This window comes from Sapientia aquatica (assembly GCF_004358105.1).
Taxonomy (GTDB): domain Bacteria; phylum Pseudomonadota; class Gammaproteobacteria; order Burkholderiales; family Burkholderiaceae_D; genus Solimicrobium; species Solimicrobium aquaticum.
In genome coordinates, this window is record NZ_SMYL01000004.1 from 129906 (window position 1) to 151700 (window position 21795).

Annotated in this window: 18 protein-coding genes; 4 read left to right on the forward strand and 14 right to left on the reverse strand. The window is 48.5% G+C overall.

All coding sequences use genetic code 11. The features are described from left to right. Positions 1-21 precede the first annotated feature (21 nt). The 9 genes from E2I14_RS10010 to E2I14_RS10050 all read right to left on the reverse strand — a co-directional run bounded on the left by E2I14_RS10010 (position 22) and on the right by E2I14_RS10050 (position 11002). Positions 22-708, reverse strand: a complete 687-nt coding sequence (locus tag E2I14_RS10010) for a DUF4197 domain-containing protein (protein ID WP_406675706.1) — start codon at positions 706-708, stop codon at positions 22-24. A gap of 15 nt (positions 709-723) precedes the next feature. After that, positions 724-1875: a deoxyguanosinetriphosphate triphosphohydrolase gene (locus E2I14_RS10015; RefSeq protein ID WP_133328009.1), complete on the reverse strand. Its 1152-nt coding sequence runs from the start codon at positions 1873-1875 to the stop codon at positions 724-726. 33 nt (positions 1876-1908) lie between these two features. Continuing rightward, complete coding sequence (gene aroKB, locus E2I14_RS10020; protein ID WP_133328405.1) at positions 1909-3516, reverse strand: bifunctional shikimate kinase/3-dehydroquinate synthase AroKB; 1608 nt, start codon at positions 3514-3516, stop codon at positions 1909-1911. 55 nt (positions 3517-3571) lie between these two features. Beyond that, entirely contained in the window at positions 3572-5821 is a 2250-nt protein-coding gene (locus tag E2I14_RS10025) for a beta strand repeat-containing protein (RefSeq protein ID WP_133328011.1), read from the reverse strand. A 71-nt stretch (positions 5822-5892) separates the two neighbouring features. Continuing rightward, positions 5893-8070, reverse strand: a complete 2178-nt coding sequence (gene pilQ / locus E2I14_RS10030; protein ID WP_406675704.1) for a type IV pilus secretin PilQ — start codon at positions 8068-8070, stop codon at positions 5893-5895. After that, positions 8067-8597, reverse strand: coding sequence for a pilus assembly protein PilP (locus E2I14_RS10035; RefSeq protein ID WP_133328013.1), 531 nt, complete (start codon positions 8595-8597; stop codon positions 8067-8069). Before E2I14_RS10035 ends, pilQ begins: the two co-directional genes overlap by 4 nt. Next, positions 8594-9241, reverse strand: coding sequence for a type IV pilus inner membrane component PilO (pilO, locus tag E2I14_RS10040; RefSeq protein WP_133328015.1), 648 nt, complete (start codon positions 9239-9241; stop codon positions 8594-8596). The genes E2I14_RS10035 and pilO overlap by 4 nt, the downstream gene beginning before the upstream one ends. A gap of 22 nt (positions 9242-9263) precedes the next feature. Beyond that, positions 9264-9899 carry a PilN domain-containing protein gene (locus E2I14_RS10045; protein ID WP_133328017.1) on the reverse strand — a complete coding sequence of 212 codons (636 nt, stop codon included), beginning with the start codon at positions 9897-9899 and terminating at the stop codon, positions 9264-9266. After that, entirely contained in the window at positions 9896-11002 is a 1107-nt protein-coding gene (locus E2I14_RS10050; protein ID WP_133328409.1) for a pilus assembly protein PilM, read from the reverse strand. Before E2I14_RS10050 ends, E2I14_RS10045 begins: the two co-directional genes overlap by 4 nt. Before the next feature lie 335 nt (positions 11003-11337). On the opposite strand from E2I14_RS10050, the gene E2I14_RS10055 reads away from it, so the two are divergent. Together E2I14_RS10055 and E2I14_RS10060 are read left to right on the forward strand one after the other, a co-directional pair. Beyond that, on the forward strand, positions 11338-13695 hold the full coding sequence (locus E2I14_RS10055; protein WP_133328019.1) for a penicillin-binding protein 1A: 2358 nt from the start codon (positions 11338-11340) through the stop codon (positions 13693-13695). A gap of 71 nt (positions 13696-13766) precedes the next feature. After that, positions 13767-16073, forward strand: coding sequence for a penicillin-binding protein 1A (locus E2I14_RS10060; protein WP_133328021.1), 2307 nt, complete (start codon positions 13767-13769; stop codon positions 16071-16073). Positions 16074-16203: 130 nt separating this feature from the next. Here E2I14_RS10060 and cyaY read toward each other — a convergent pair whose 3' ends face one another. Further along, a complete protein-coding gene (gene cyaY, locus E2I14_RS10065; RefSeq protein ID WP_133328023.1) occupies positions 16204-16527 on the reverse strand; it encodes an iron donor protein CyaY in 324 nt (107 codons plus the stop codon). A gap of 58 nt (positions 16528-16585) precedes the next feature. On the opposite strand from cyaY, the gene E2I14_RS10070 reads away from it, so the two are divergent. Next, positions 16586-16837: a lipoprotein gene (locus tag E2I14_RS10070; RefSeq protein ID WP_133328025.1), complete on the forward strand. Its 252-nt coding sequence runs from the start codon at positions 16586-16588 to the stop codon at positions 16835-16837. Between the two features lie 12 nt (positions 16838-16849). Here the strand turns inward: E2I14_RS10070 and E2I14_RS10075 are convergent, their stop codons facing one another. The 3 genes from E2I14_RS10075 to msrP form a co-directional block, all read right to left on the reverse strand. Continuing rightward, on the reverse strand, positions 16850-17458 hold the full coding sequence (locus tag E2I14_RS10075) for a 1-acyl-sn-glycerol-3-phosphate acyltransferase (RefSeq protein WP_133328027.1): 609 nt from the start codon (positions 17456-17458) through the stop codon (positions 16850-16852). Between the two features lie 165 nt (positions 17459-17623). Then, positions 17624-18247, reverse strand: coding sequence for a protein-methionine-sulfoxide reductase heme-binding subunit MsrQ (locus E2I14_RS10080; RefSeq protein WP_133328029.1), 624 nt, complete (start codon positions 18245-18247; stop codon positions 17624-17626). 13 nt (positions 18248-18260) lie between these two features. Continuing rightward, complete coding sequence (gene msrP, locus E2I14_RS10085; RefSeq protein WP_133328031.1) at positions 18261-19235, reverse strand: protein-methionine-sulfoxide reductase catalytic subunit MsrP; 975 nt, start codon at positions 19233-19235, stop codon at positions 18261-18263. A 396-nt stretch (positions 19236-19631) separates the two neighbouring features. On the opposite strand from msrP, the gene E2I14_RS10090 reads away from it, so the two are divergent. Continuing rightward, a complete protein-coding gene (locus E2I14_RS10090; RefSeq protein ID WP_206105619.1) occupies positions 19632-21101 on the forward strand; it encodes a peptide MFS transporter in 1470 nt (489 codons plus the stop codon). A 252-nt stretch (positions 21102-21353) separates the two neighbouring features. Here E2I14_RS10090 and E2I14_RS10095 read toward each other — a convergent pair whose 3' ends face one another. Beyond that, positions 21354-21752, reverse strand: a complete 399-nt coding sequence (locus E2I14_RS10095; RefSeq protein WP_227544697.1) for a GIY-YIG nuclease family protein — start codon at positions 21750-21752, stop codon at positions 21354-21356. Positions 21753-21795 lie beyond the last annotated feature (43 nt).

The window sequence follows — 21795 nt, forward strand, 5'->3', positions numbered from 1 at the left end:
AATGACTGTAGCGAACATTAATTATTTCAATAAACCAAACACCTTCCCGATAATTTTGCTGCCAGTTCCAATTGGGTCTTTGCGTATCGCTTTTTCTTCCTCGCCGATCATCACAAACAAGCCTTCGACCGCACGTTCCGTCACATAGGATTCCACGGTGGCTTGCTGTGCGGGAACCACGCCATATTTAGCCGCCGGTCCCATGACAGCATTGTACTGAGTCGCCAAGCCCGATTTATCGGTGACGCGTTTTACCACAGGCAAAAATTCGGTCGATAATTGCGCGGAGGTTTTCTGCTTAAAGAAATCGGTTACCGCCGTATCACCGCCGCTTAAAATATTTTTCGCATCCGTCACCGACATCGACTTAATCGCATTGATCAATAACGGTTTAGCCATCGGAACTGCTTGCTCTGCCGCGTGATTCATCGAAACAATCAACTCATCCATCTTAGGACCTTGACCGGTCATACGCAGAATGCTCTGGGCTTTGTCTAGCGAACTTGGCAGGTTGATTTTGACTTTATCGTTCGATAAAAAACCGTTTTCAACGCCAAGTTTTCCGACCGCAGAATCGGCGCCTTTTTCTAGCGCAGCGCGCAAACCGCTTGTGGCGTCGGCGTTACTTAAATCGGCGAACGAAACTGGCAATGCTAAGGCTGTGACGGTGATACTAATCAAACCCAAAGCCAATAATGGAAATCGCATAGTCATTTTTTTCTCCTAAAGTGCATCCACAATGAATAAACGGCGGTGTTCGCGCATGGCATAGCGGTCGGTCATTCCCGCAATATAATCCGCCACTTTACGGGCTTGCTTGAGTTCGTTATTGGGAACGAAATAATCCGGTGGTAGCAGATCGGATTCTTTCATGAATAAATCAAACATCTCGGTAACGCAGCGCCGCGCCTTGCTGGTCATGCGCTGCACCTGATAATGGCGGTACAGATTCTTAAATAAAAACTGCTTTAACTCGCTTGCTTCCGCATGCATTGAATCAGAAAATGCAATCAATTTCGGTGCGTTTCGGACATCGTCAACGCTCTTAGGTTGTTGCGCCAAAATGCGTTGCTCGGACGTGGTAATTAAATCGGAGATCAGCGCGTTAATCATGCGGCGCACAGTTTCTGCAATCGCTCGTTTTCCAGTCAGTCCGGGAAATGCCTGTTCTACCAATGCACGATTTCGAGCGAACAATTTCACATCCATCAGCTGCTCTTCTTGAATCAAGCCAGAGCGCACGCCGTCATCCACATCGTGATTGTTGTAAGCGATTTCATCGGCCAAATTCGCCAGCTGCGCTTCCAAGCTAGGTTGCTTTTTGTCGATGAAGCGCTGACCTAATTCTCCCAGCTGCGGAGCGTTCTTCAGAGCGCAATGTTTGAGAATGCCTTCGCGCGTTTCAAAGGTCAGATTGAGTCCATCAAAACTGCCGTAACGCTCTTCTAACTTATCGACGATGCGCAGGCTTTGCAGATTATGTTCAAACCCGCCATAGGGCTGCATGCACGCATTTAAGGCGTCTTGCCCGGCGTGGCCGAATGGAGTGTGGCCCAAATCATGGGCTAGCGAAATCGCTTCGACCAAATCTTCATTTAAACGCAGATTGCGTGCAATTGAGCGGGCGATTTGCGCCACTTCTAAACTGTGCGTTAGCCGAGTGCGGAATAAATCGCCTTCGTGATTGACGAAGACTTGGGTTTTGTATTCCAAGCGGCGAAACGCGCTGCTGTGAATAATGCGGTCGCGATCGCGCCCAAATTCGCTACGTGAAGTCGCCGCCGGTTCGTCAAATTGACGCCGCGGCGGATGATTATCGTGTACCGCATACGGTGCCAGAATGGGATTCAATTTAGTGGAAATTAATTCTGGCATAAGCAACTTTCTTTTGAGATGCACCCGATACAACTAAGGCGTGCAACAGGCTTTCAACGTTGCCTCTAGTACCGAAGCGGGAACCGATTCAACGACAGCTCGGCCCATTTTTTTGAGTAAGATAAATTTGATTTGCCCGCCTTCGTTTTTCTTGTCCACCTGCATCCAATCCAGCCAAGTGGCTAGGCCCAAATCTGGCGCAATAATGGGCAATCCGGCGGCGGCAACTAAGGCGCGAATGCGTTCGACCTCTGCAACAGAAATATATCCCAAACGTTGCGACAAATCGGCGGCCATGACCATGCCACAACCAACTGCTTCGCCATGCAACCAGACGCCGTAACCCAAAGCGGATTCAATCGCGTGCGCAAAGGTATGACCAAAATTGAGAATGGCGCGCAGCCCGCCTTCCCGCTCATCCAAGCGCACCACTTCGGCTTTGATTTCGCACGAACGGCCGATGGCGTAGGCTAAAGCGCTTGGATCTTGCGCACGGAGTTTTTGGCAATTTTGCTCTAACCACGTCAGGAAATCGGTATCGATAATCGCGCCGTATTTGATCATTTCAGCCAAACCGGCGGACAGCTCACGCTCGGGCAACGTGGACAGAGTATTGATATCGGCCACCACCGCTTGCGGTTGGTAAAACGCGCCGATCATGTTTTTACCAAGCGGGTGATTGATACCTGTTTTACCACCAACGGACGAATCTACTTGCGAAAGCAAAGTGGTTGGAATTTGCACAAAAGGTACGCCGCGCATATAGCTGGCCGCGGCAAAGCCGGTGATGTCGCCAACTACTCCGCCGCCAAGCGCGACTAAGGTGGTTTTACGGTCGCATTTTTTTTCTAATAACGCGTCGTAAATTAAGCTCAGGCTTTCCATCGTTTTGTAGGCTTCACCATCGGGCAGAATGACGATTTCGACTTTTTTACCGACGGTTTCTAGCGAGGTTTTAATGCGCTCTAAATATAAGGGCGCAATCGTCGTGTTGGTCACGATCATGACCCGATTGGAACTGATGTATTTAGCGATTTGTTTAATCGCATCCGGAGCAATCAAAATCGGATAGCTGCGTTCGCCCAAAGCGACTTTAAGTAAATGTGATGCGTGTTGAGGTTGTGATGACATGGGAATGGTGAGTCTGGAGACTGGAGCAAGTGGCCAGCCCAATTGTACCAAGATTGTTTGCACCAGATTTGGTACATTAGGACGACCAGTCTCGACGATCAAATGCGCCACTTCTTGATATAAGGGGTCGCGCTGGACAGTTAACTCTTCCAACACTTTGCGCGGATCAGCCGTGCGCAGCAAGGGTCGATTTTTATCGTGACTGGTACGTTGCAGAATATGTGAGACGCTAGCACGCAAATAAATAACGGTGCCGCGCGAATGTAAAAACTGGCGGTTCTGAGCATTTAACACTGCTCCACCGCCAGTCGCTAAAACAATACCGCGTTGCGCGGTGAGGTCTTTAATAACATCGGCTTCACGTTGGCGAAAACTCGCTTCGCCTTCGATATCAAAGATGACCGGAATCGCCACCCCAGTGCGCGCCTCGACTTCGTGATCCGAATCCACGAAACGCATATTGAGCTTCTTTGCAAGGGCGCGGCCAATTGTTGTCTTACCCGCGCCCATCAAACCGACTAAAAAAATATTTCTTTGTGTTTCCAATGCAGACAATCAACTTAGGTTAATGTGGGTAAACTAAGCTGAAAGTATATACCGTACCTTTACCTAACGGGGTAGTTACAGCGACTTGGAATGTACTTGTATAGGTTCCAGATCCAGCAGCATTGCAATTTGTTGAGTCGGGAGTCAATGGAATGTTATGTGTTGACCCCTGTCTGTTTGCTGCAGATGCAGGAACCAGGCCGTTGGGCGGGATGCTCGGAACAAGAGCTGGGAATATAGTACCCGCGGCTACCTTAAGTGGATTGATCACGGAAACCGTGGACCCTGATGGCATCGGGTTAAAATTCAGATCTTCAAACTCGAGATTCAGGTTATATATCGAGCAACTATTCGTAGTAAATGCAGCGCCACTAAATATCTCCGTACCACCACTATAAACGTGGGCCACAGTATTTCCACTTAAATAGACTTGAAGTTGTCCGGTTAATGGCAGTGTGGTTGAGTTACTACTATTAAATTGAATAGTGGCTAAGCCAGCTCGTTTACCTGCTGTATTGCCAAGCCCGTAGCGAGGATTCTGACTGCGGAATGGAACCGAGCAAGAACCATTTATAGTGCCATTTTGACAGCCACCTACCGCAGAGGAACCGACCGCGCCACTATCGGTTGTTGCGACCACAGGAGTTCCATCAGCGACTGGATTACCGTTTTTGTCAGCAATTAGCACGCCCAAGTTACTTGGAATATTATCGTTGTCCCAACCTTCAATGTTGTAGCTAGTGGCACTGAGTGAAAACGCCGCCTGAATCGGCTGTCCGGTCGTGACTGTTATGGTGTCTGACAGGCTCGATAGACCACTTGCTAAGGTTGCTAAGATTCGGAATGTTCCTGCCGTTGATTGCGAATTCACTGTTGCGGTGACCGTACCGTCCGTTTGCGAAACCGCACTTGCGGTATTAAGGGTCGCAATCGTTGGGAAATTATTGGTGAAAGTCACTGTTTGGCCTTTTAAACCAACCCCGTTGATATCGACTACTTTAAAAGTCAAAATGGCAGTTTCGCTACGACCATTACCGCCCGAACCTTGTAACACGATAGATTTATCGCTAGGTGCGGCCGAAACAAAGTTAATCGAAGCTGCTACCGGCGCGACCACGTTCAAGGTTGCTGTGACGGGAGTAGCAACACCTGCGACCGTGGCTGAGACAACATCAGTTGTGCCGCAGCCATTGTCCTTGTAGGTCACCGCAGCTACGCCATTTACTGTCACGGCACTGCTAGGCATGACGGCTTTGCCGCTAGTAGCACAGGAAGAACTGAAGTTCACCACAACCGGTTGAGCAGTATACAGCGCTCCGTTGGCCGAGACACTCACTTGAACCGCTGTAGAAGCATAGGCTCCCAAAGAACTTGGATTGGGTGATGGTGTAACTAAGGCCAAGCTTAAGACTTGCGAAGTCGCCCCAAGGCTAAAGTTGGCGGAATCAGAGAGATTTGTGCCTTTGTAATTAGCGATCGCAACAACCGTTCCCGCCGCACCGGCTTGTGACTGAGCAGTTGCCAGATCCAGCGGACTAATAGTAACGGTGGCTACACCGTTTGAGTTAGTTACTGCGGTGCTGGCTGACGGAGCAATTTTGGTTAACGTTGCTGTACTTGAAAAAGTGACCAATACATTTGGAATCCCAGCACCAGTTCCGTCGACCACTGTTGCGCTGGCAGTCAATGGACTTGCCGTCGACACCGTGCTGCTCGTAGCACCGGACGAGTCTTTCAAGGTAAGTTTAAGAACCGGGCTGGACGTAGCGGTAGCAACTGCGCCATTCGTAAATCCAATCGAGCTCGTCACCGCTGCGGTGCCAACAATGGTTGCTGATGCAGTTAAAGTGGCTGCACCGGCGCCAGAGCCGGACGAAAGTGTGATAACAGCAACGCCGTTACTGTCGCTTAACGCGGTACCCAAACTTGGTGACAACACACCGGCCGAATTACTCACTGCAAACGTAACAACCACGCCAACGACTGCGCCACCCGAAGCATTAGTGAGTTTGGCTTGCGCGGTTAAAGAAGCGCCAGAAGGTATAGCGGTTGCGTTTGCACCAGTAGAATCGGTCAACGTTAAGACGATTGCGCCGTTTTTATTTGTAGTCGTTCCGCCGCCAGTCCCACTTCCGCTGCCGGAGCCACCTAAAGGCGTTCCTGCGGAACCATTGCCACCACCGCAGGCAGCGACCACCGCCAAGAGGATGGCCGATACTAATAGTGTCCAATAACGTGCCGTAAAAATACCTTTAAAATTCAGCTTCATTTTGCTTTCCAATACATTGTGTATGCGGTTACTTCAGTTTCTCTGCGCGGTGTTTCCACCAGACCAAATCATTATTTAGCTAAATGATCGGCGATGATTTTCGGAGTAATGAAAATCAATAGTTCGGTCTTATTGCGTGTTTTTCCCGTAGATTTAAACAAATATCCTAAGAACGGGATGTCACCCAATAGAGGGACCTTAGTTACGGAGTCTTGTTCTGTTTCTTGGAAAATACCGCCTAACAAAACCGTTCCACCGTTATCCACCATCACTATAGTTTTCAAATGTTGCGTGTTGATGGCATAGCCCGAAGTGGTGAGGGTGCCTGGCGTGTCGTTGTTGACGTCTACGTCCAAAATAATATTCCCATCTGGCGTAATTTGTGGTGTGACTTCTAAGCGCAAGTTCGCCTTTTTAAATGTCACAGACGTCGCACCGCTGCTTGTGGCTTGTTGATACGGTAACTCGGTACCTTGCTCCACGACCGCAGGAACTTGATCAGCCGTAACAACACGCGGGCTTGAAATCACTTTACCGTTACCATCCGCCTCCAAGGCAGAGATTTCCATGTTCAAGAAACGGTTAGCAGCAGACGAAAATAAACTGACAGCAAACGAGGCAGGATTAGAACCGTTAATTGCAGCAGCTGGCAGACTAAAGAACTGTCCCGCCTGAGTAAAGGCTGCGGTTGTACGCTGATTAACACTGGTTTGCAAAGTTTGATCACTCGAGCCTTGGTAGGTACCGGTTAATGCTGCATTGGTTGAACCGGTCACTGGGAAACCAGCCGTACCACCTTGAATACTACGCATGTCAGTAAAGCCCAAGGTCGAACCCAAATTGCGGCTGAAATCATCGGTTGCGACAACCAGACGGGCTTCAATCAACACTTGACGCGATGGCACGTCGGTCTTCTGTACAAACTGACGCACAGCTTCCAATCGCGAGGCCACATCCGTCACAAATAATTGATTGGTACGTGCATCAATCACACCCTTACCGCGTTTGGACAAGATGGATTGTTTTTCGCTCACAGCACCGGTTGCATCCAAACCCAACGCCTTGCTGATAACAGCAACTTTTTGATAGTTGAGCTGGAAGGTCTCGGTTCTGAGCGGCTCTAAGTCACCGATTTGCGCTTTTTGCTCTAATTCCAATCGTTCTTTAGTCAGCAATTCGTCTTTTGGCGCGACCCAAATCACGGTGCCGTTTTTACGCATATCCAAGCCTTTAGCTTGCATAATAATTTCTAACGCTTGATCCCAAGGAATGTCTTTTAAACGCAATGTCATGCGACCACTAACCGACTCGGACGAAATAACGTTAAAGCCGCTGACTTCCGCAATCACTTGCAGTAAAGCGCGCACTTCCACGTCTTGGAAATTCAACGATAATTTCTCACCACGATAGCCCTGAGTACCTTGGGTAAGCTTATTTGGATCAACCTTGATCGGCTTAACTTCGATAACCAACTGCGTATCGCTTTGGTATACGCTGTGTTCCCACGGGCCGCGAGGTTCAATAACCATGCGAACATTGTCGCCTTGGGCGGTAGTGGTAATCGATTGCACTGGTGTACCAAAATCAGTGACATCCAAACGACGGCGCAAGACTTCTGGCAATTCGGTTTTGGTAAAGTCGGCAACTAAGGTATTACCTTGCTGGCGCACATCGACGGGTACTTGCTTGCTCGGCAAATCGATCACAATACGACCTTCGCCATTGACACCTTTGCGGAAATCGATATCGCGCAACGCTTGCTTGGAAACTTGCACAACTGGTTGAGCGACGATTTGGCCTTTTGAATTGACTGGTGTTGCGACGTCGCCAGATCCATCGATGGTAATAATCAATACATTGTTTTCCACTACGCTGGCGTAATCGAGAGGCTTGGTCAAATTAAATACCAAACGCGAACGTTCACCGGCTTGCACCACGTTCAGGTTGCGCACGTTGCCCATATTGATGTTGACATTCGACTTACCCGAGTCATTGCTGGTGTCGCTAAAATCCAAGGCGATGCGCGCTGGCGCTTGGGTGGTAAAACCCAGTGGAGCTTTGTCCAGCGGATTTTTCATCGTTACCTTAACGATGATGTTGCTACCCTGCTGGCTCGCAACAACGTCTTGAATCGCGTTCGATTGCGCCAATGCGTGGCTGGAAAAACCCATCACACTCAACACCAAGAAAAGTCGATACATGGAAGACCATCCGCTCTTATTTGCACGCATTTTTAGTAAATTCCTCATTTTTGTGTCTCCTGCAACTCTAACTTGGTCAACCGTTCAATCCAATCGCCACCGCTATCGAGAACAATTTCTTTGATCTCTACCGAGTCATCGTTGACTTTCGTAATCAGACCAAAATTCTGACCAACATAATTACCTGCTTTAACTTGGGTAACGCCTTTGCCATCAGCTTGCAACAACGCGTAGTGTGCTGATCCGCTGGTCAAGGTACCGACCATTTTCAAGGCATCTAACGGTACATATTCCAAGGCTTCGCGTCGGCGGTCCATATCCGGCTTGATACCGTGGGCGCTGCCGGGATTCATTTTAGCCAAGGCCGACTGCAATTTAACTGGACTAAAAGGATCGATCTCGCCCTTTTTATCGTAGGTAAACGGGATGAAATCTTTTGGCTCTTTTAACTTTGGAATAGACGGACGTGTTTCTTGCTTGGTCTTGTCCATCCATTGCTGTACTTCTTGTACGCTGCTATCACCGCACGCTGCCAAACCCAAAGGCAGCAACATTACGCCCAGGAGTTTTTTCATTTCTTAGCTCCTTTTGACGCTTTTTTCTGTGTCGCTACTTCTTCCGGATCAAGGTAGCGGAAGGTTTTTGCCACGGCATCCAATGTCAACACGCTGTCTTTATTGACCGTAATACTTAAGTTGTTCAAGGTCACAATCCGAGAAAGATGGGCAATATCACTGGCAAACGCGCCAATGTCGTGATAACTACCGGTCCATTTCACGTCAATCGGCAATTCAGCGTAATAATCTTTGGGCACGGCTTGACCGGGCTTAAATAAATCATTGGATAAACCGCGCCCTAAACCGGCTTGGGTAATATCCGATAACAGGGCTGCCATTTCAGCTTTGCTCGGTAATTGTTTTTCCAAGGCAGAAACGTATTTCTCAACTTGCAATTTTTGTTTGCGCAAACCTTCCAAGTTAATCGATTGCTGGATTTTATTTTTATAGTCCTCTTTCAATGTCACCTCTTGCTGTTGCCCAGCTTCGAGTTCGTTGAATTGTGTGCTCCAATAAAAATACCAACCCGCCACGACGACCACAATCACCGTTCCCAATGCGCACAACATGCGCGGAACGATAGGCCACAAACCTGGGTGAATTCCGTTTAAATCACGGAACTGAGCCGACAATGACTCGGAAATCTCCGTCATGTTTTTCATAACACTTCTTTCATGGATATTCTCATGGCTTAGCCGCCCCTGCTTTATTAGCTTGAGCAGGATTTGCTGGCGAAGCTGGATTTGCAGCGCCTTCTAGGTCGCGCGGTCTTCTGATGCCGACGTTAATCGTAAAGTCAGATACTTTTTTGGCGTCTTTACCTTGCCCAATTCCGGTCGATTTAATCTCAATCAAATCAGGCTTATTCAACCAATCCGAATTGTTGGTCAAGTTTTTAAGATATTCCGACACGCGCTCATTGGACTGGGCATAACCAAGCAACACGATACGCTGTCCATCTTGCTTGACGCTACGCAAATAAATACCTTCTGGCGTTTGGGCCACTAGTTCGGCCAACAAATACACGGGCTGATTGCGGTCGCCCTGCAAATCCTCAACGGCTTGTTGACGCGCTTTTAAGCCTTCAATTTCCTCGCGCAAAGTGGCAATTTCTTTGATCTCTTCATCCAACTTCACATTGGCGTCTTTAATCAATAAATTGCGCGCATTTTGGGTCGAAATAGCACTGGCGTTATAAAAACCAACCAAAATAAGAATGAGCACACCAACAATCGCCGCCAATACCAACAAACTATAAAAATCTTGTTTGCGCTGTTTGCGACGTTCTTCGCGATGCGGTAATAGATTAATCTTAATCATTGGTCAAACCTCCGCATTGCCAAACCGCAGGCAACCAGATACGACGGCGCTTCATTGCGTAATTGTTTTTCTTTGACGTTCGGTGACAATTCCATCCCTTTGAACGGGCTAATCAAGGCAGTTGAAATCTTGGTTCTATTGGCCACCACATCAAGCAATCCCGACAGTACTGAGCTACCGCCAGCCAGATAAATCTGGTCGATGCGGGTGTAAGGCGTGGAGGTAAAGAAGAATTGGATCGCGCGGGTAACTTCTAGGGCGGCGTTTTCTAGGAATGGATTTAACAAATCTTCTTCGTAGCCTTCAGGAAGTTCATCGCTTTTCTTTTTGAGTTCAGCTTCTTCAAACGACAAACCGTAGCTACGGACAATCTCTTGGGTTAGTTGGTTACCGCCAAAGGCTTGTTCGCGCTCGTACACTGTTTGATCGTTCAGAATCACCGAAATATGGGTCATCTTCGCGCCGATTTGGAATAAGGCGATGATTTTGTCTTTCCCCCCGTTCTCGCTTTGCTCAATAATGCGCGAAATGGCCGCTCGGGCCGCGTAGGATTCGATATCCATGACGGTCGCTTTTAAGCCAGCCAATTCCGCTACCGCGATCCGGTCTTCAATTTTTTCTTTACGCGACGCAGCCAACATCACTTCAACATCTTCGGGAGAATTAGGTGCGGGGCCAATGACACAGAAATCGAGTCGCACTTCGTCCAGCGCAAACGGGATATATTGACTTGCTTCGGATTCAACTTGCAATTCCAACGATTCTTCGGTGGAGCCGCCCGACAAGACGATTTTTTTGGTGATGACTGCGGAAGGCGGCATGCCGAGCGACACTTTTTTCACCTTTGTGCCGCTCTTACTTAACACGCGTCGAATTGATTCGGCGACCTGTTCCATGTTTTCAATGTTGCCGTCCGACATCGCGCCGCGCGGCAAAGGTTCAGAGGCGTAGCGCTCTAGACGCAACTCTTTGTTGGCGCCCTCAGACAATTCGACCAACTTAACGCTGGTCGAACTAATGTCGATTCCAATTAAGGGCGTGTTTTTCTTGCCAGTGACACTAGCAATGAAATCACCCCATAACGTCCCAAGATCTAAAGCCAAAGCAGCCCCCACATTGATTTTTTCCAAATACTAATCTATTTTCCAAATGGAAATAACTATTTTCTTACTGTAAGTAAACATTTGCCACGGAAATTTATATTTGGAAACATTTAAAATTTTCTTCGTTAGCCGATTTATAAACATTGCTCAAAGAAAACTCCTGTTTAATCCTAGCAACAAGACTCTCGCGATGTAAAGTAATTTCTTATCATTTATTACAAAAATACATCGAATTGTTAATAATTCTGCGCTCGGCTCTATTAATACTTCCCGCTTTCCTTACAAAGTTCCTGAAACGCTATAATATTGCTCACCCTTAATTTGAGCTCATAGGCATGACAACTGATTCCCCAACTGCTGCATCTGGTGCAAAAAATGCGTCTAAAAAACATCACCCGGCGCTCAGAATCGCGCTAGGTCTTGCGGCATTCTTAATGGCTATGGTGCTGTGCGGCGTATTAATTGTGGTGTTCGCGCTCACACTGGCTTATCCCAATTTGCCCGATTTGGACTCCATTACCAGCTACCGTCCAAAAATTCCCTTGCGCGTTTTCTCGGCCGACAATGTGTTGCTAGGAGAGTTCGGCGAAGAGCGACGCAGCGTCATGCAGCTCAAAGATATTCCTGAAATCATGAAAAAAACCCTGCTCGCGACCGAAGATGATCGCTTCTACGAGCACGGTGGAGTGGACTATTTAGGAATTACGCGCGCGACGCTACATAATTTGATGGGGGGCAGTAAACAAGGTGCTTCCACGATTACTCAGCAAGTTGCACGAAACTTCTTCCTCTCTAGCGAAAAAACCTTCAAACGCAAAATCTACGAAGTGCTGATGGCTTGGAAGATAGAACAAAATCTGACAAAAGACCAGATTTTAGAAATCTACATGAACCAAATTTACTTAGGCCAACGTGCTTACGGCTTTGCGTCAGCCTCTCAAATCTATTTCGGCAAAAAACTGCAAAACATTACCATTGCGGAAGCGGCAATGTTAGCTGGCTTACCGAAAGCGCCCGGCGCGTCCAATCCGATCTCGAACCCTAAACGAGCCAAGATTCGCCAACAAGCGATTTTGCAACGCATGTTGCAACTTGGATACATTACTCCAGCGCAATACGAACAGGCCAAGAACGAAGAAATCCACGTCGGCAACAACGTCAATGTGTACGGAACCCATGCCGAATACATCACCGAGATGGCGCGCCAAATGGTGTATGACCAATTCAAAGAGGATACCTACACACTCGGTTTAAACGTCTACACCACGATTACCAAGGCCGAACAAGACGCAGCGTATTTATCATTACGCCGCGGTGTAATGGATTACGAGAAAAAGCACGGTTATCGCGGCCCAGAAGCGTTTGTTGAGATTCCCGCTGAAAAAGCCGAAGCCGACGATGAGATCGAAAGCGCCTTGGCGGAGCATCCCGACAGCGACGATATCGTGGCAGCAGTAGTCTTAGACGCCAATCCAAAAAGCGTGCGCGCCGTGGTGTCGAACGGCGATGAAATCACCATCACAGGCAACGGCTTAACTTTTGCAGCCAGCGGCTTAGCTGCCAACGCGCCACCTAAAAAGCGCATTATTCGCGGCTCCATTATCCGCGTAACGCTGGACGATAAAGCGTGGTCGATTATTCAGATGCCAGAAGTTGAATCCGCCTTTGTGGCCGCCGATACCAATAACGGCGCAATTCGCGCTTTGGTCGGCGGTTTTGATTTCAATCGTAACAAGTTCAACCACGTTACACAGGCGTGGCGTCAGCCGGGTTCAAGCTTCAAGCCATTTATTTATTCTGCCTCGTTAGAAAAAGGTCTCTCGCCAGCGACCATTATTAACGATGCGCCGATTTCTTTCGGCGCGGGACAAACCGGCGGTCAAGCGTGGGAGCCGAAAAACTACGACGGCAAGTACGAAGGCCCGATGACCATGCGCAAGGGTTTAACCAAATCCAAAAACATGATCTCGATCCGTATCTTGAATAAGATCGGCGCTAAATATGGTCAGCAATACACCACCCGATTTGGTTTTGACGCCGACAAAAATCCGCCTTACTTGACTTTGGCATTGGGCGCTGGCGCAGTGACGCCGCTGCAAATGGCGGGCGCGTATTCTGTATTCGCCAACGGCGGCTATAAGATTAACCCGTATTTAATTTCTAAAATCACCGACAGCAACGGCAAAGTCCTCGTGGAAACCAAACCCGAAGTTGCCGGTAACGAAGCCAATCGCGTGATCGACGAACGCAATGCGTTCTTGATCGATAGCATGCTCAAAGACGTAGTGCGCTTCGGAACAGCCGCGCGGGCGATGCAATTAAAACGTACCGATTTAGCCGGCAAAACCGGTACCACCAACGATTCTATTGACGCTTGGTTTGCAGGCTATCAAGCTAAATTAGTCGGGATTGCGTGGATGGGTTTCGACCAACCGAGAAACTTAGGTAACCGCGAAACCGGTGGCGGATTATCGCTACCAATTTGGATGGGCTTCATGCAAACCGCGTTGAAGAATATTCCGATGGAAGAGCGCGCGGTACCCAATGGCATTATTCAAGCCGAGGGGGATTACTATTATGTTGAAAACCCACCGGGTTCCGGCATCCAAGTGTTAGATGCTAACGAACCGATAGATCCAACCATCCCAATCGGCAGCGAGACGCCAGCACCAGCGCCCGCCAACACCAACTAACACTAACAAGGCAAAAATCAACGCACACGTTATTTTTGCCTTGTTCTTTTCTACCTCTACTTTCTGTCAGTATGAAAACAGTTATCCCGCAACGTTTACAGCAGTATTTTTCATCCGGCTATATGAAGATTATTTTTGGCGCTATCGCAGGCTTTATTTTGTTGGGATTAATCAGCCTAACAGTTGCCGTCGCCGTGATTTACCCGGGACTGCCTGATCTCGATAGCATTACCAGTTACCGACCAAAAATCCCGTTACGTGTTTTTTCTGCCGATAACGTTCTGCTGGGCGAATTTGGCGATGAGCGGCGCAACGTCACGCCGTTAAAAGATATTCCCGATCTGATGAAACACGCCTTACTCGCGGTCGAAGATCAGCATTTTTACGAGCACAACGGCATCTATTTAATCGGTAATTTCCGTGCGTTGTTGCACAACTTAACCAACTTTAGCGGCGGCCCAAAACAAGGCGCTTCGACCATTACCCAACAAGTAGCGCGTAACTTTTTCCTCTCCAACGAGCAGACCTATAAGCGCAAATTAATCGAAGCATTATTGACCTACAAGATTGAAAAAAATCTGACCAAAGATCAGATTTTAGAGTTGTACATGAATCAGATTTTCCTAGGTCAACGCGCTTACGGTTTTGCTTCCGCGGCACAAATTTATTTCGGCAAAAAATTAAGCGAACTTACTCCCGCCGAAGCTGCGATGTTGGCTGGCTTACCGAAGTCCCCAGCGCGGATTAATCCAATTGCCAACTTCGATCGTGCCAAAAGCCGCCAGCTCATTGTGCTGCAATTAATGCGTCAAATGAATTACCTGACCGACGCCGAATACGAGCAAGCCAAAGTTCAAAAACTAGACATCAAAACCAGCAGCAATGAATTCGGGATCCATGCTGAATACGTGGCGGAACTAGCGCGCCAAGTCGTGCAAGAACAATTCAAAGAAGACGCCTATACGCGCGGCTTTAACGTCTACACCACCATCCTGAAGGCCGACCAAAACGCCGCCTATCTCGCGCTGCGCCGCGGCGTGATGGATTACGACAAACGTCATGGTTACCGCGGGCCAGAAGCATTTTTAGATTTGCCTGAAGACGAGGACGATGCGGATGATGTCATTGACGCCGCCTTCGCCAAACATCCGGCTAACGACGAATTATTAAGCGCGGTGGTGTTAGATGCATCGCCCAAAAAAATTACCGCCGTCACCTCGAACGGAGAGGAAATTAGCATTAGCGGAACGGGGCTAACTTTTGTCGCAGCCAGCCTCAATAAGAATGCGTCCAACAAACTCAAAATCGTGCGCGGCGCGGTGATTCGCGTGATCCGCGAAAACGAAAAAAACTGGGCAATTACTCAATTGCCGGAAGTGGAATCCGCCTTTGTCGCGGCTGATACCAATACTGGCGCAATCCGCGCCATGGTGGGCGGATTTGATTTCAAACACAATCAATTCAACCACGTGACTCAAGCCTGGCGCCAACCGGGTTCCACCTTCAAGCCGTTCATTTATTCCGCTGCGCTAGAAAAAGGTTTCACGCCCGCGACCTTCATCGATGACAAACCCTTGTCGTTTGAATCGACGCAAACCGGCGGTCTGCCGTGGGAACCAAAAAACTCCGACGATCAATACGAAGGGCCGATGACCATGCGCGAGGCGCTGGCAAAATCCAAGAACATGGTCTCGATTCAAATCCTAGAAAATATTGGCGTCAATTACGGTCAAGAATACGCCATGAAATTTGGCTTTGATTCGGATAAAAACCCACCTTATTTACCACTAGCGCTCGGCGCTGGCGCGGTCACACCGTTACAAATGGCAGCAGCCTATGCCACATTCGCCAATGGTGGATTTCAAATCAAACCTTATCTGATCACAAAAATTAGCGACGCCAATGGCGTGGTCTTGCAACAAACCGAAGTCCCCAAATCCGGACAAGACAGCGCGCGCATCATTAGCGAAGGCAATGCGTTTATGATCGATAGCTTGCTCAAAAATGTCATCAAAAACGGCTCGGCCGCCAAAGCGCAAGTGCTTAATCGGCCTGACATCGCAGGCAAAACTGGTACCACGAACAACGCGGTCGATGCATGGTTTGCGGGCTATCAAAACCGAATCGTGGCGGTTTCTTGGATAGGCTTTGATCAACCTAAAAATTTAGGTAGCCGAGAATTCGGCGGTGGCTTAGCGCTGCCAGTTTGGATCAATTACATGCAAACCGCGCTGCGTAACCAGTTGATTGAAGACCGACCCATGCCAAGCTCAATTACCATCGTCGATGGCGATTACCAGTATGTCGATCCACCTGCGCCGATCATTAAAAGTATCGTCGCCGAGACCAGCGCATCGATGCCTGCGGCAGGGCAGTAAGGTCGGAAATGTTAGCGCGGGTTAATCAGCCCAGACACAAATGAAAAGGGCATCCACGAAGGATGCCCCAACATACTGACTTAGAATCGCCGGTTAATTCACCAAGTAATTCCTTAAAACCCATCAAAATTTATTCCAATATCAAGCCGCCCTGCTCCCACGCGATCACTTTCAAGGCAGCCATCAGTTCGCCACCATCGCGGGTATTGCGCCACACCGCGCCGTCGTGTTTGTAATGATAGCCGCCCGATTTGGCAGCAACCCAAAGTTCACTCACGGCGGCTTGGCTATTGATAATAATCTTGGATTTATTGCCTAAAAACTCAATATCGAGCAAGGAGCCGCTGCGACTGCATTCCACATCGATGTCGCCTTGCTGACCAGCGGTTTCAAAAACGTCCTCAATTTGGGACAAGGTTCGGTCGATCAAGCTCAAAAATTCTGTTTCGGTCATGCTACACTCCCAGCCATTCATAAACCGCTATTGTAAAAGAATTTAAGAGATCGCCCCTATGACGCTTTTTTCCCGCTTCGTTACTTCCTTCATTGCCATCGGCTTAACCCTCTCTGTTTGCGCTTGCGGACAAAAAGGCAAGCTCGTCATTCCAGTCAAACCGCCTGCGATTTCGACACCTTATCCAACGCCAGTCGCTAAGCCTGAAAAATCGCCCGACGCGGGCAGTGCCGCAAAACCAGCAGCGCCGGTGGAGCAACCTAAAGTTGAAACGCCGCCCAATCCAGGCAGCCTGTTTGAAAGCAAATAAGCGCGTTGGATATTAACGTTTGAATGCAATCGTGCTGTGGTTTTGCGGATTTTTACCTTGGAAATCGCGGTAAATCGCTTGAATCTTGGCCAAGTCGGCTGCTTCATCCCCAGTCAGCATTAGCTCGGCGCACACCCCAATTTCTTTGTTGGGGTAATCGATAAAGGCGCACACCAAAGGCACCTGCGCGGCCAGCGCAATATGATAAAAGCCGCTGCGCCAATACGGTGTATAGCTGCGTGTTCCTTCTGGCGCGATTGCCAGCCAAAACCAATCCGACTTCAACATCCTGTCGGTCAACTTTCCAATTGCGCCGCTTGAGACGCCACGCTCAATTGGTTCGCCGCCGCAATAGCGCACAAAGCCGCCTGCGAAAAATCCGGTCACGCCTTTAAAGAGTTTTTCTTTGACCAAAAATTTGAGCGGAAACGCAATCGCCCATTTCGCCAACATGCCCCAAAAGAAATCCCAGTTGGACGTATGCGGATAAAAAATCATCACACCACGCACGCCGGGCAAACCCGCGTAACGCAATTTCCAGCCGAACGAGTTGAGAACAAATAGTGACAATTTAGCGCCCCAATGAGGCGCGTCTTTAGATGTGAAGATAGCAGTGGGCATGAGGCATTATTTATAGGTTTATTTTTGCAAATAATAGCCGCAAAATTTCTGTATGGATATATTTTGCATCGTGCGAATTATGCTGCAAACGCACAAAATCTGACCTTAATGACAACGCCCTAGCCAGTAAAAAACCGGCTTAAGCGCTGCGCTGTGAACGCGGCCTTAGCTCGCCAACGCCGCTTGCTGGCGTTTTTGCAGCGCCCAATAAATACGTAAACCAAACAGCAGCGCTACAACACCGGCAAAGATCATTGGCTGATTCAAATCGTGCTTACCGGCCTTCATCCAAAAATAATGCAGCACGCCCAAACTCGCAATTGCGTAAATCAACTTATGTAATTGCTGCCAGCGCTTTGCCCCGATGCGTTTAATCATCTTATTGGTGCTGGTCAAGGCCAGCGGTATGAGCAATATGAAGGCTGTGAATCCGACCAAAATGAAAGGCCGCTTTAGCACGTCTTTAAGCATCTCCGTAAGATCAAAAAAATGATCGAACCAAAGGAAGGTTAAGAAGTGCAAGCTGGCATAAAAGAAGGTGTACAAACCCAACATGCGGCGCGATTTAATGAAAAACGGCGCGTTGAGCAAGCGCCGTAGCGGCGTCACCGCTAAGGTGATGCACAACAAATACAAAGTCCAGTCACCTGTATTGCGCGTGATGAATTCCAAGGGATTGGCGCCCAAATGATCGGTGAAGGCCGCGACCACCAAGCGCACGAACGGCAACAAAGCCAGGATAAATAAACCGCCTTTGAACAGGCTTTGCTGCTTTAACGTGAGTGTCATTGTGAAATTCTGATTAGTAAAATTTACGTAAATCCATGCCGCTATACAGCGAGGCCACTTCGCTGTAACCGTTGAACATTAAGGTGTTGCGCTTTTTGGTAAAGATGCCGTCTTCACCGATTCGGCGCTCATGCGCTTGCGACCAACGTGGGTGATCGACTTCGGGATTGACGTTCGAGTAGAAGCCGTACTCACGCGGCGCAGTCATGTTCCACGCGGTTTTTGGTTGCTCGCTGGTGAAGCGAATTTTGACGATTGATTTGGCCGATTTAAAGCCGTATTTCCAAGGTAAAACCATGCGTACCGGCGCGCCGTTTTGGTTGGGCAATACTTCGCCGTACATCCCAAAACTTAACAGCGCTAGCGGGTGCATCGCTTCGTCCATGCGCAAGCCTTCAACATAAGGCCAATCGAGCACGCCATAGCGCAATCCCGGCATTTGGCTCTTGTCGGCCAAGCTGGTAAATTCGACATATTTGGCTTTGCTGTTGGGCTCAACTTTTTTGATTAGATTGGATAAGGAAAAACCAATCCACGGGATCACCATCGACCAGCCTTCCACACAACGCAGGCGATAAATCCGCTCTTCCAAAGGCGCGATTTTCATCAAGCTATCGATATCGAGCTTCATCGGCTTATTGACTTCGCCTTCAATGCTCACTGTCCATGGACGTGTTTTTAAGCTGCCTGCGGTTTGGGCCGGATCGGCTTTGTCGGTGCCAAATTCGTAATAGTTGTTATAGGTGGTGGCATCTTTGTAAGTCGTCTTACTTTCTGTTAGGACGTAAGCCGGATTCTTGGTTGCGGCTAATTTTTGCGCGCTAGCATTTTGGGCAAAGGCTTCGCGATTGGCCATTGCCAGCAGTCCCGCACCACCAATCGCGCCGGCAGCAATCTGCTTGATAAATTGGCGGCGTTGTTCAAAGACTTCGCGTGGCGTAATTTCGGACGACAGAATGATGTTACTTGGTGTGCGTTGGATCAGCATGGCAACTCCGTTGAGGATGAAGGATATGACTTAGTCGAACTAATCGGCAGTAACTTACAAAACAGTCGCAATTATTTATTATTTTTCGTTTCCGCGCTGAGCGCCTTTGGTTCTTGGCTCGGCTCACAGCCAAGCACTGGACACAATTCGCTCATTTAATATTTTTTCGACAAGCAAAAGAGCCGCGAAGGCGGAACAAGGCAGAATCCATTCATCCAATTTGGGCGATACCACTTGGCTAACAACTAAGATTTGCGCCGCGCGAGAATCCCTAGAAAGTTGTCCAATTCATTCGCCACAAAAACAAGCGGAATAGATAGCGGTCAACGCTGTTTTTATGGATAATTGCCGCACAAAAAAGCATCACATCCAAAACAATACTTCGGAGACCACCAAGTGCAGAAGCTAAAAAATATCGTTGCATCCATTCCCCAAGGAGCGGGCGCATTGTTTTTTATTCAGATGTTTTCCACCCTCGGCTTCGCCATTCTGTATTCCACCTTGGTGCTGTACGCCACCAAGCATTTGCATTTTCCCGCCGTCGAAGCTTCCGCGTTGATGGGCGTGTTTGGCGCGTTTAATTACGGATTGCACTTATTCGGCGGTTATTTAGGCGGTCGGTTTTTAAGTAACCGTAATTTGTTCGTGGGCGGGATGGTGTTGCAAGTCATCGGTTGCGCGGCGATTTCGCTCGGCTCGGCAGAAATGCTGTATTGGGGCTTGGCGTTTTTCTTAACCGGTAGCGGGTTAAATGTCACCTGCATCAACATGATGTTGACCCAACGTTTCCAGCCTGAAGATATTCGGCGTGAAGGTGCATTTTTGTGGAATTACGCGGGGATGAATATCGGCTTCTTTGTCGGCTTCACCGCTGCCGGACAATTTCAATTAACCGAATCGTATTCCGATTTATTTATCTTTGCGACTGCCGGTAATTTTATGGCGATTGTGTTGGCGGTACTCAACTGGAAATCGATTAGCGATTTAAATACGCCCTTACTGACTTCTAGCACCGCCGACTACAAACGCCGCTTCATCGCTGGCTTAATTATTTTAGTTGGACTCGTGCCGCTAGTGTGGTACCTACTGCAATGCTCGTGGACTGAGAAGCTCGTTAAATTCATTTGCTTATTGGTCGCCATCACCTTGGTCTATTTGACGGTGGTACACAAAGATCAGCGCGAAAAAAATAATATGAAAGCGTATTTAATACTAACTATTAGCTCGCTCGTATTCTGGTCGCTGTACCAAATGGCACCGAATGGTTTGCAACTGTTCGCCGTCAACAATGTGGACTTGGTCGTCTTTGGCTTTACCGTCGCACCGCAGTGGATTCAGAATATCAATACCGTAGTTATCGTCGTAGGCGGTCCACTGATGTCAGCGCTGTTTGTGAAATTACGCCATCAAGGCTGGGATATCGACGTCCCAAAACAATTTTCCGCATCGTTAATTTTGATGGGCTTAGGATTTTTAGCTTTACCGCTTGGGATTTTGCTAGCCGATGGCAAAGGCATGGTGCCGTTCTTTTGGCTGTTCTTAAGTTACGCCTTACAAAGCGTAGGCGAACTGCTCATCTCCCCAGTCGGCTACGCCATGATAGGCCGCATGGCACCACGCCAATATCAGGGCATTATGATGGGCAGCTGGATGTTAATCACCGGCTTAGCATCGCTGTTTGCAGGCGACTTCTCAGGCATGATTCCAGAACCTTCCGAAGGTGCAGCAATTTCCACCAATGCAGCCTATTCGACCTTGTTCTCACAACTGGGTTGGGGCACTGTCGCGGTGGGGGTTGTGTTGATTGTGTTGATTCCTTATTTGAGGCGCCTAATTAAGGATGCGGAGAAGGTGGTTGTTGAGTGATTTGTGTTACGAAAAGTTGGTCAAAAAATCGCCTTTGTTGGCGATTTTTTTTGGGGCAAGAAGGTGTCACTTAGCTAGAAAATCGGGCGGGCATTTGACCAGTCCGATAATTGGTAAAGGGCAGAAAAGTGCCCTTTGGAGACGGTCGGGGTTCTACATAGCTGTCATTCAATCTAGGTCGGGTAAATCGACTCGGCGTCCCCGTCATTCCCGCGTAGGCGGGAATCCAGTGGCGCGTGAGCGCCTTCAACGCTAATTTTCACGAGGCGGTGGACTAAATAATGGTTTCAGGTACGTTACCTCTCCATTAATTTCGGACCATAAATCAATCCATTCCGGATTTCTTTCTTCAATCAATTTCAACTTCCAGGCTCTATTCCATTTCTTCAATGCTTTTTCACGCCTGATCGCTGATTCCATGGTGGAGTGCATTTCATACCAGACCAGCGCTTTCACTGAGTAGTCACTGGAAAATCCTCCAACACTACCTTCCCGACGCTGCCAAATACGTTGAATGAGATTTGACGTTACACCGACATACAGCGTTCCATTTCGTTTACTTGCGAGCAGATATACAGCTGGTTGTTTCATTTCAAGAGGATCGCTAGGTAAGGATTTTTCTTGCAAACGTTGAAGCCGCTGGCGCGCCACTGGATTCCCGCCTGCGCGGGAATGACGGGGGGGTCGAGTATAG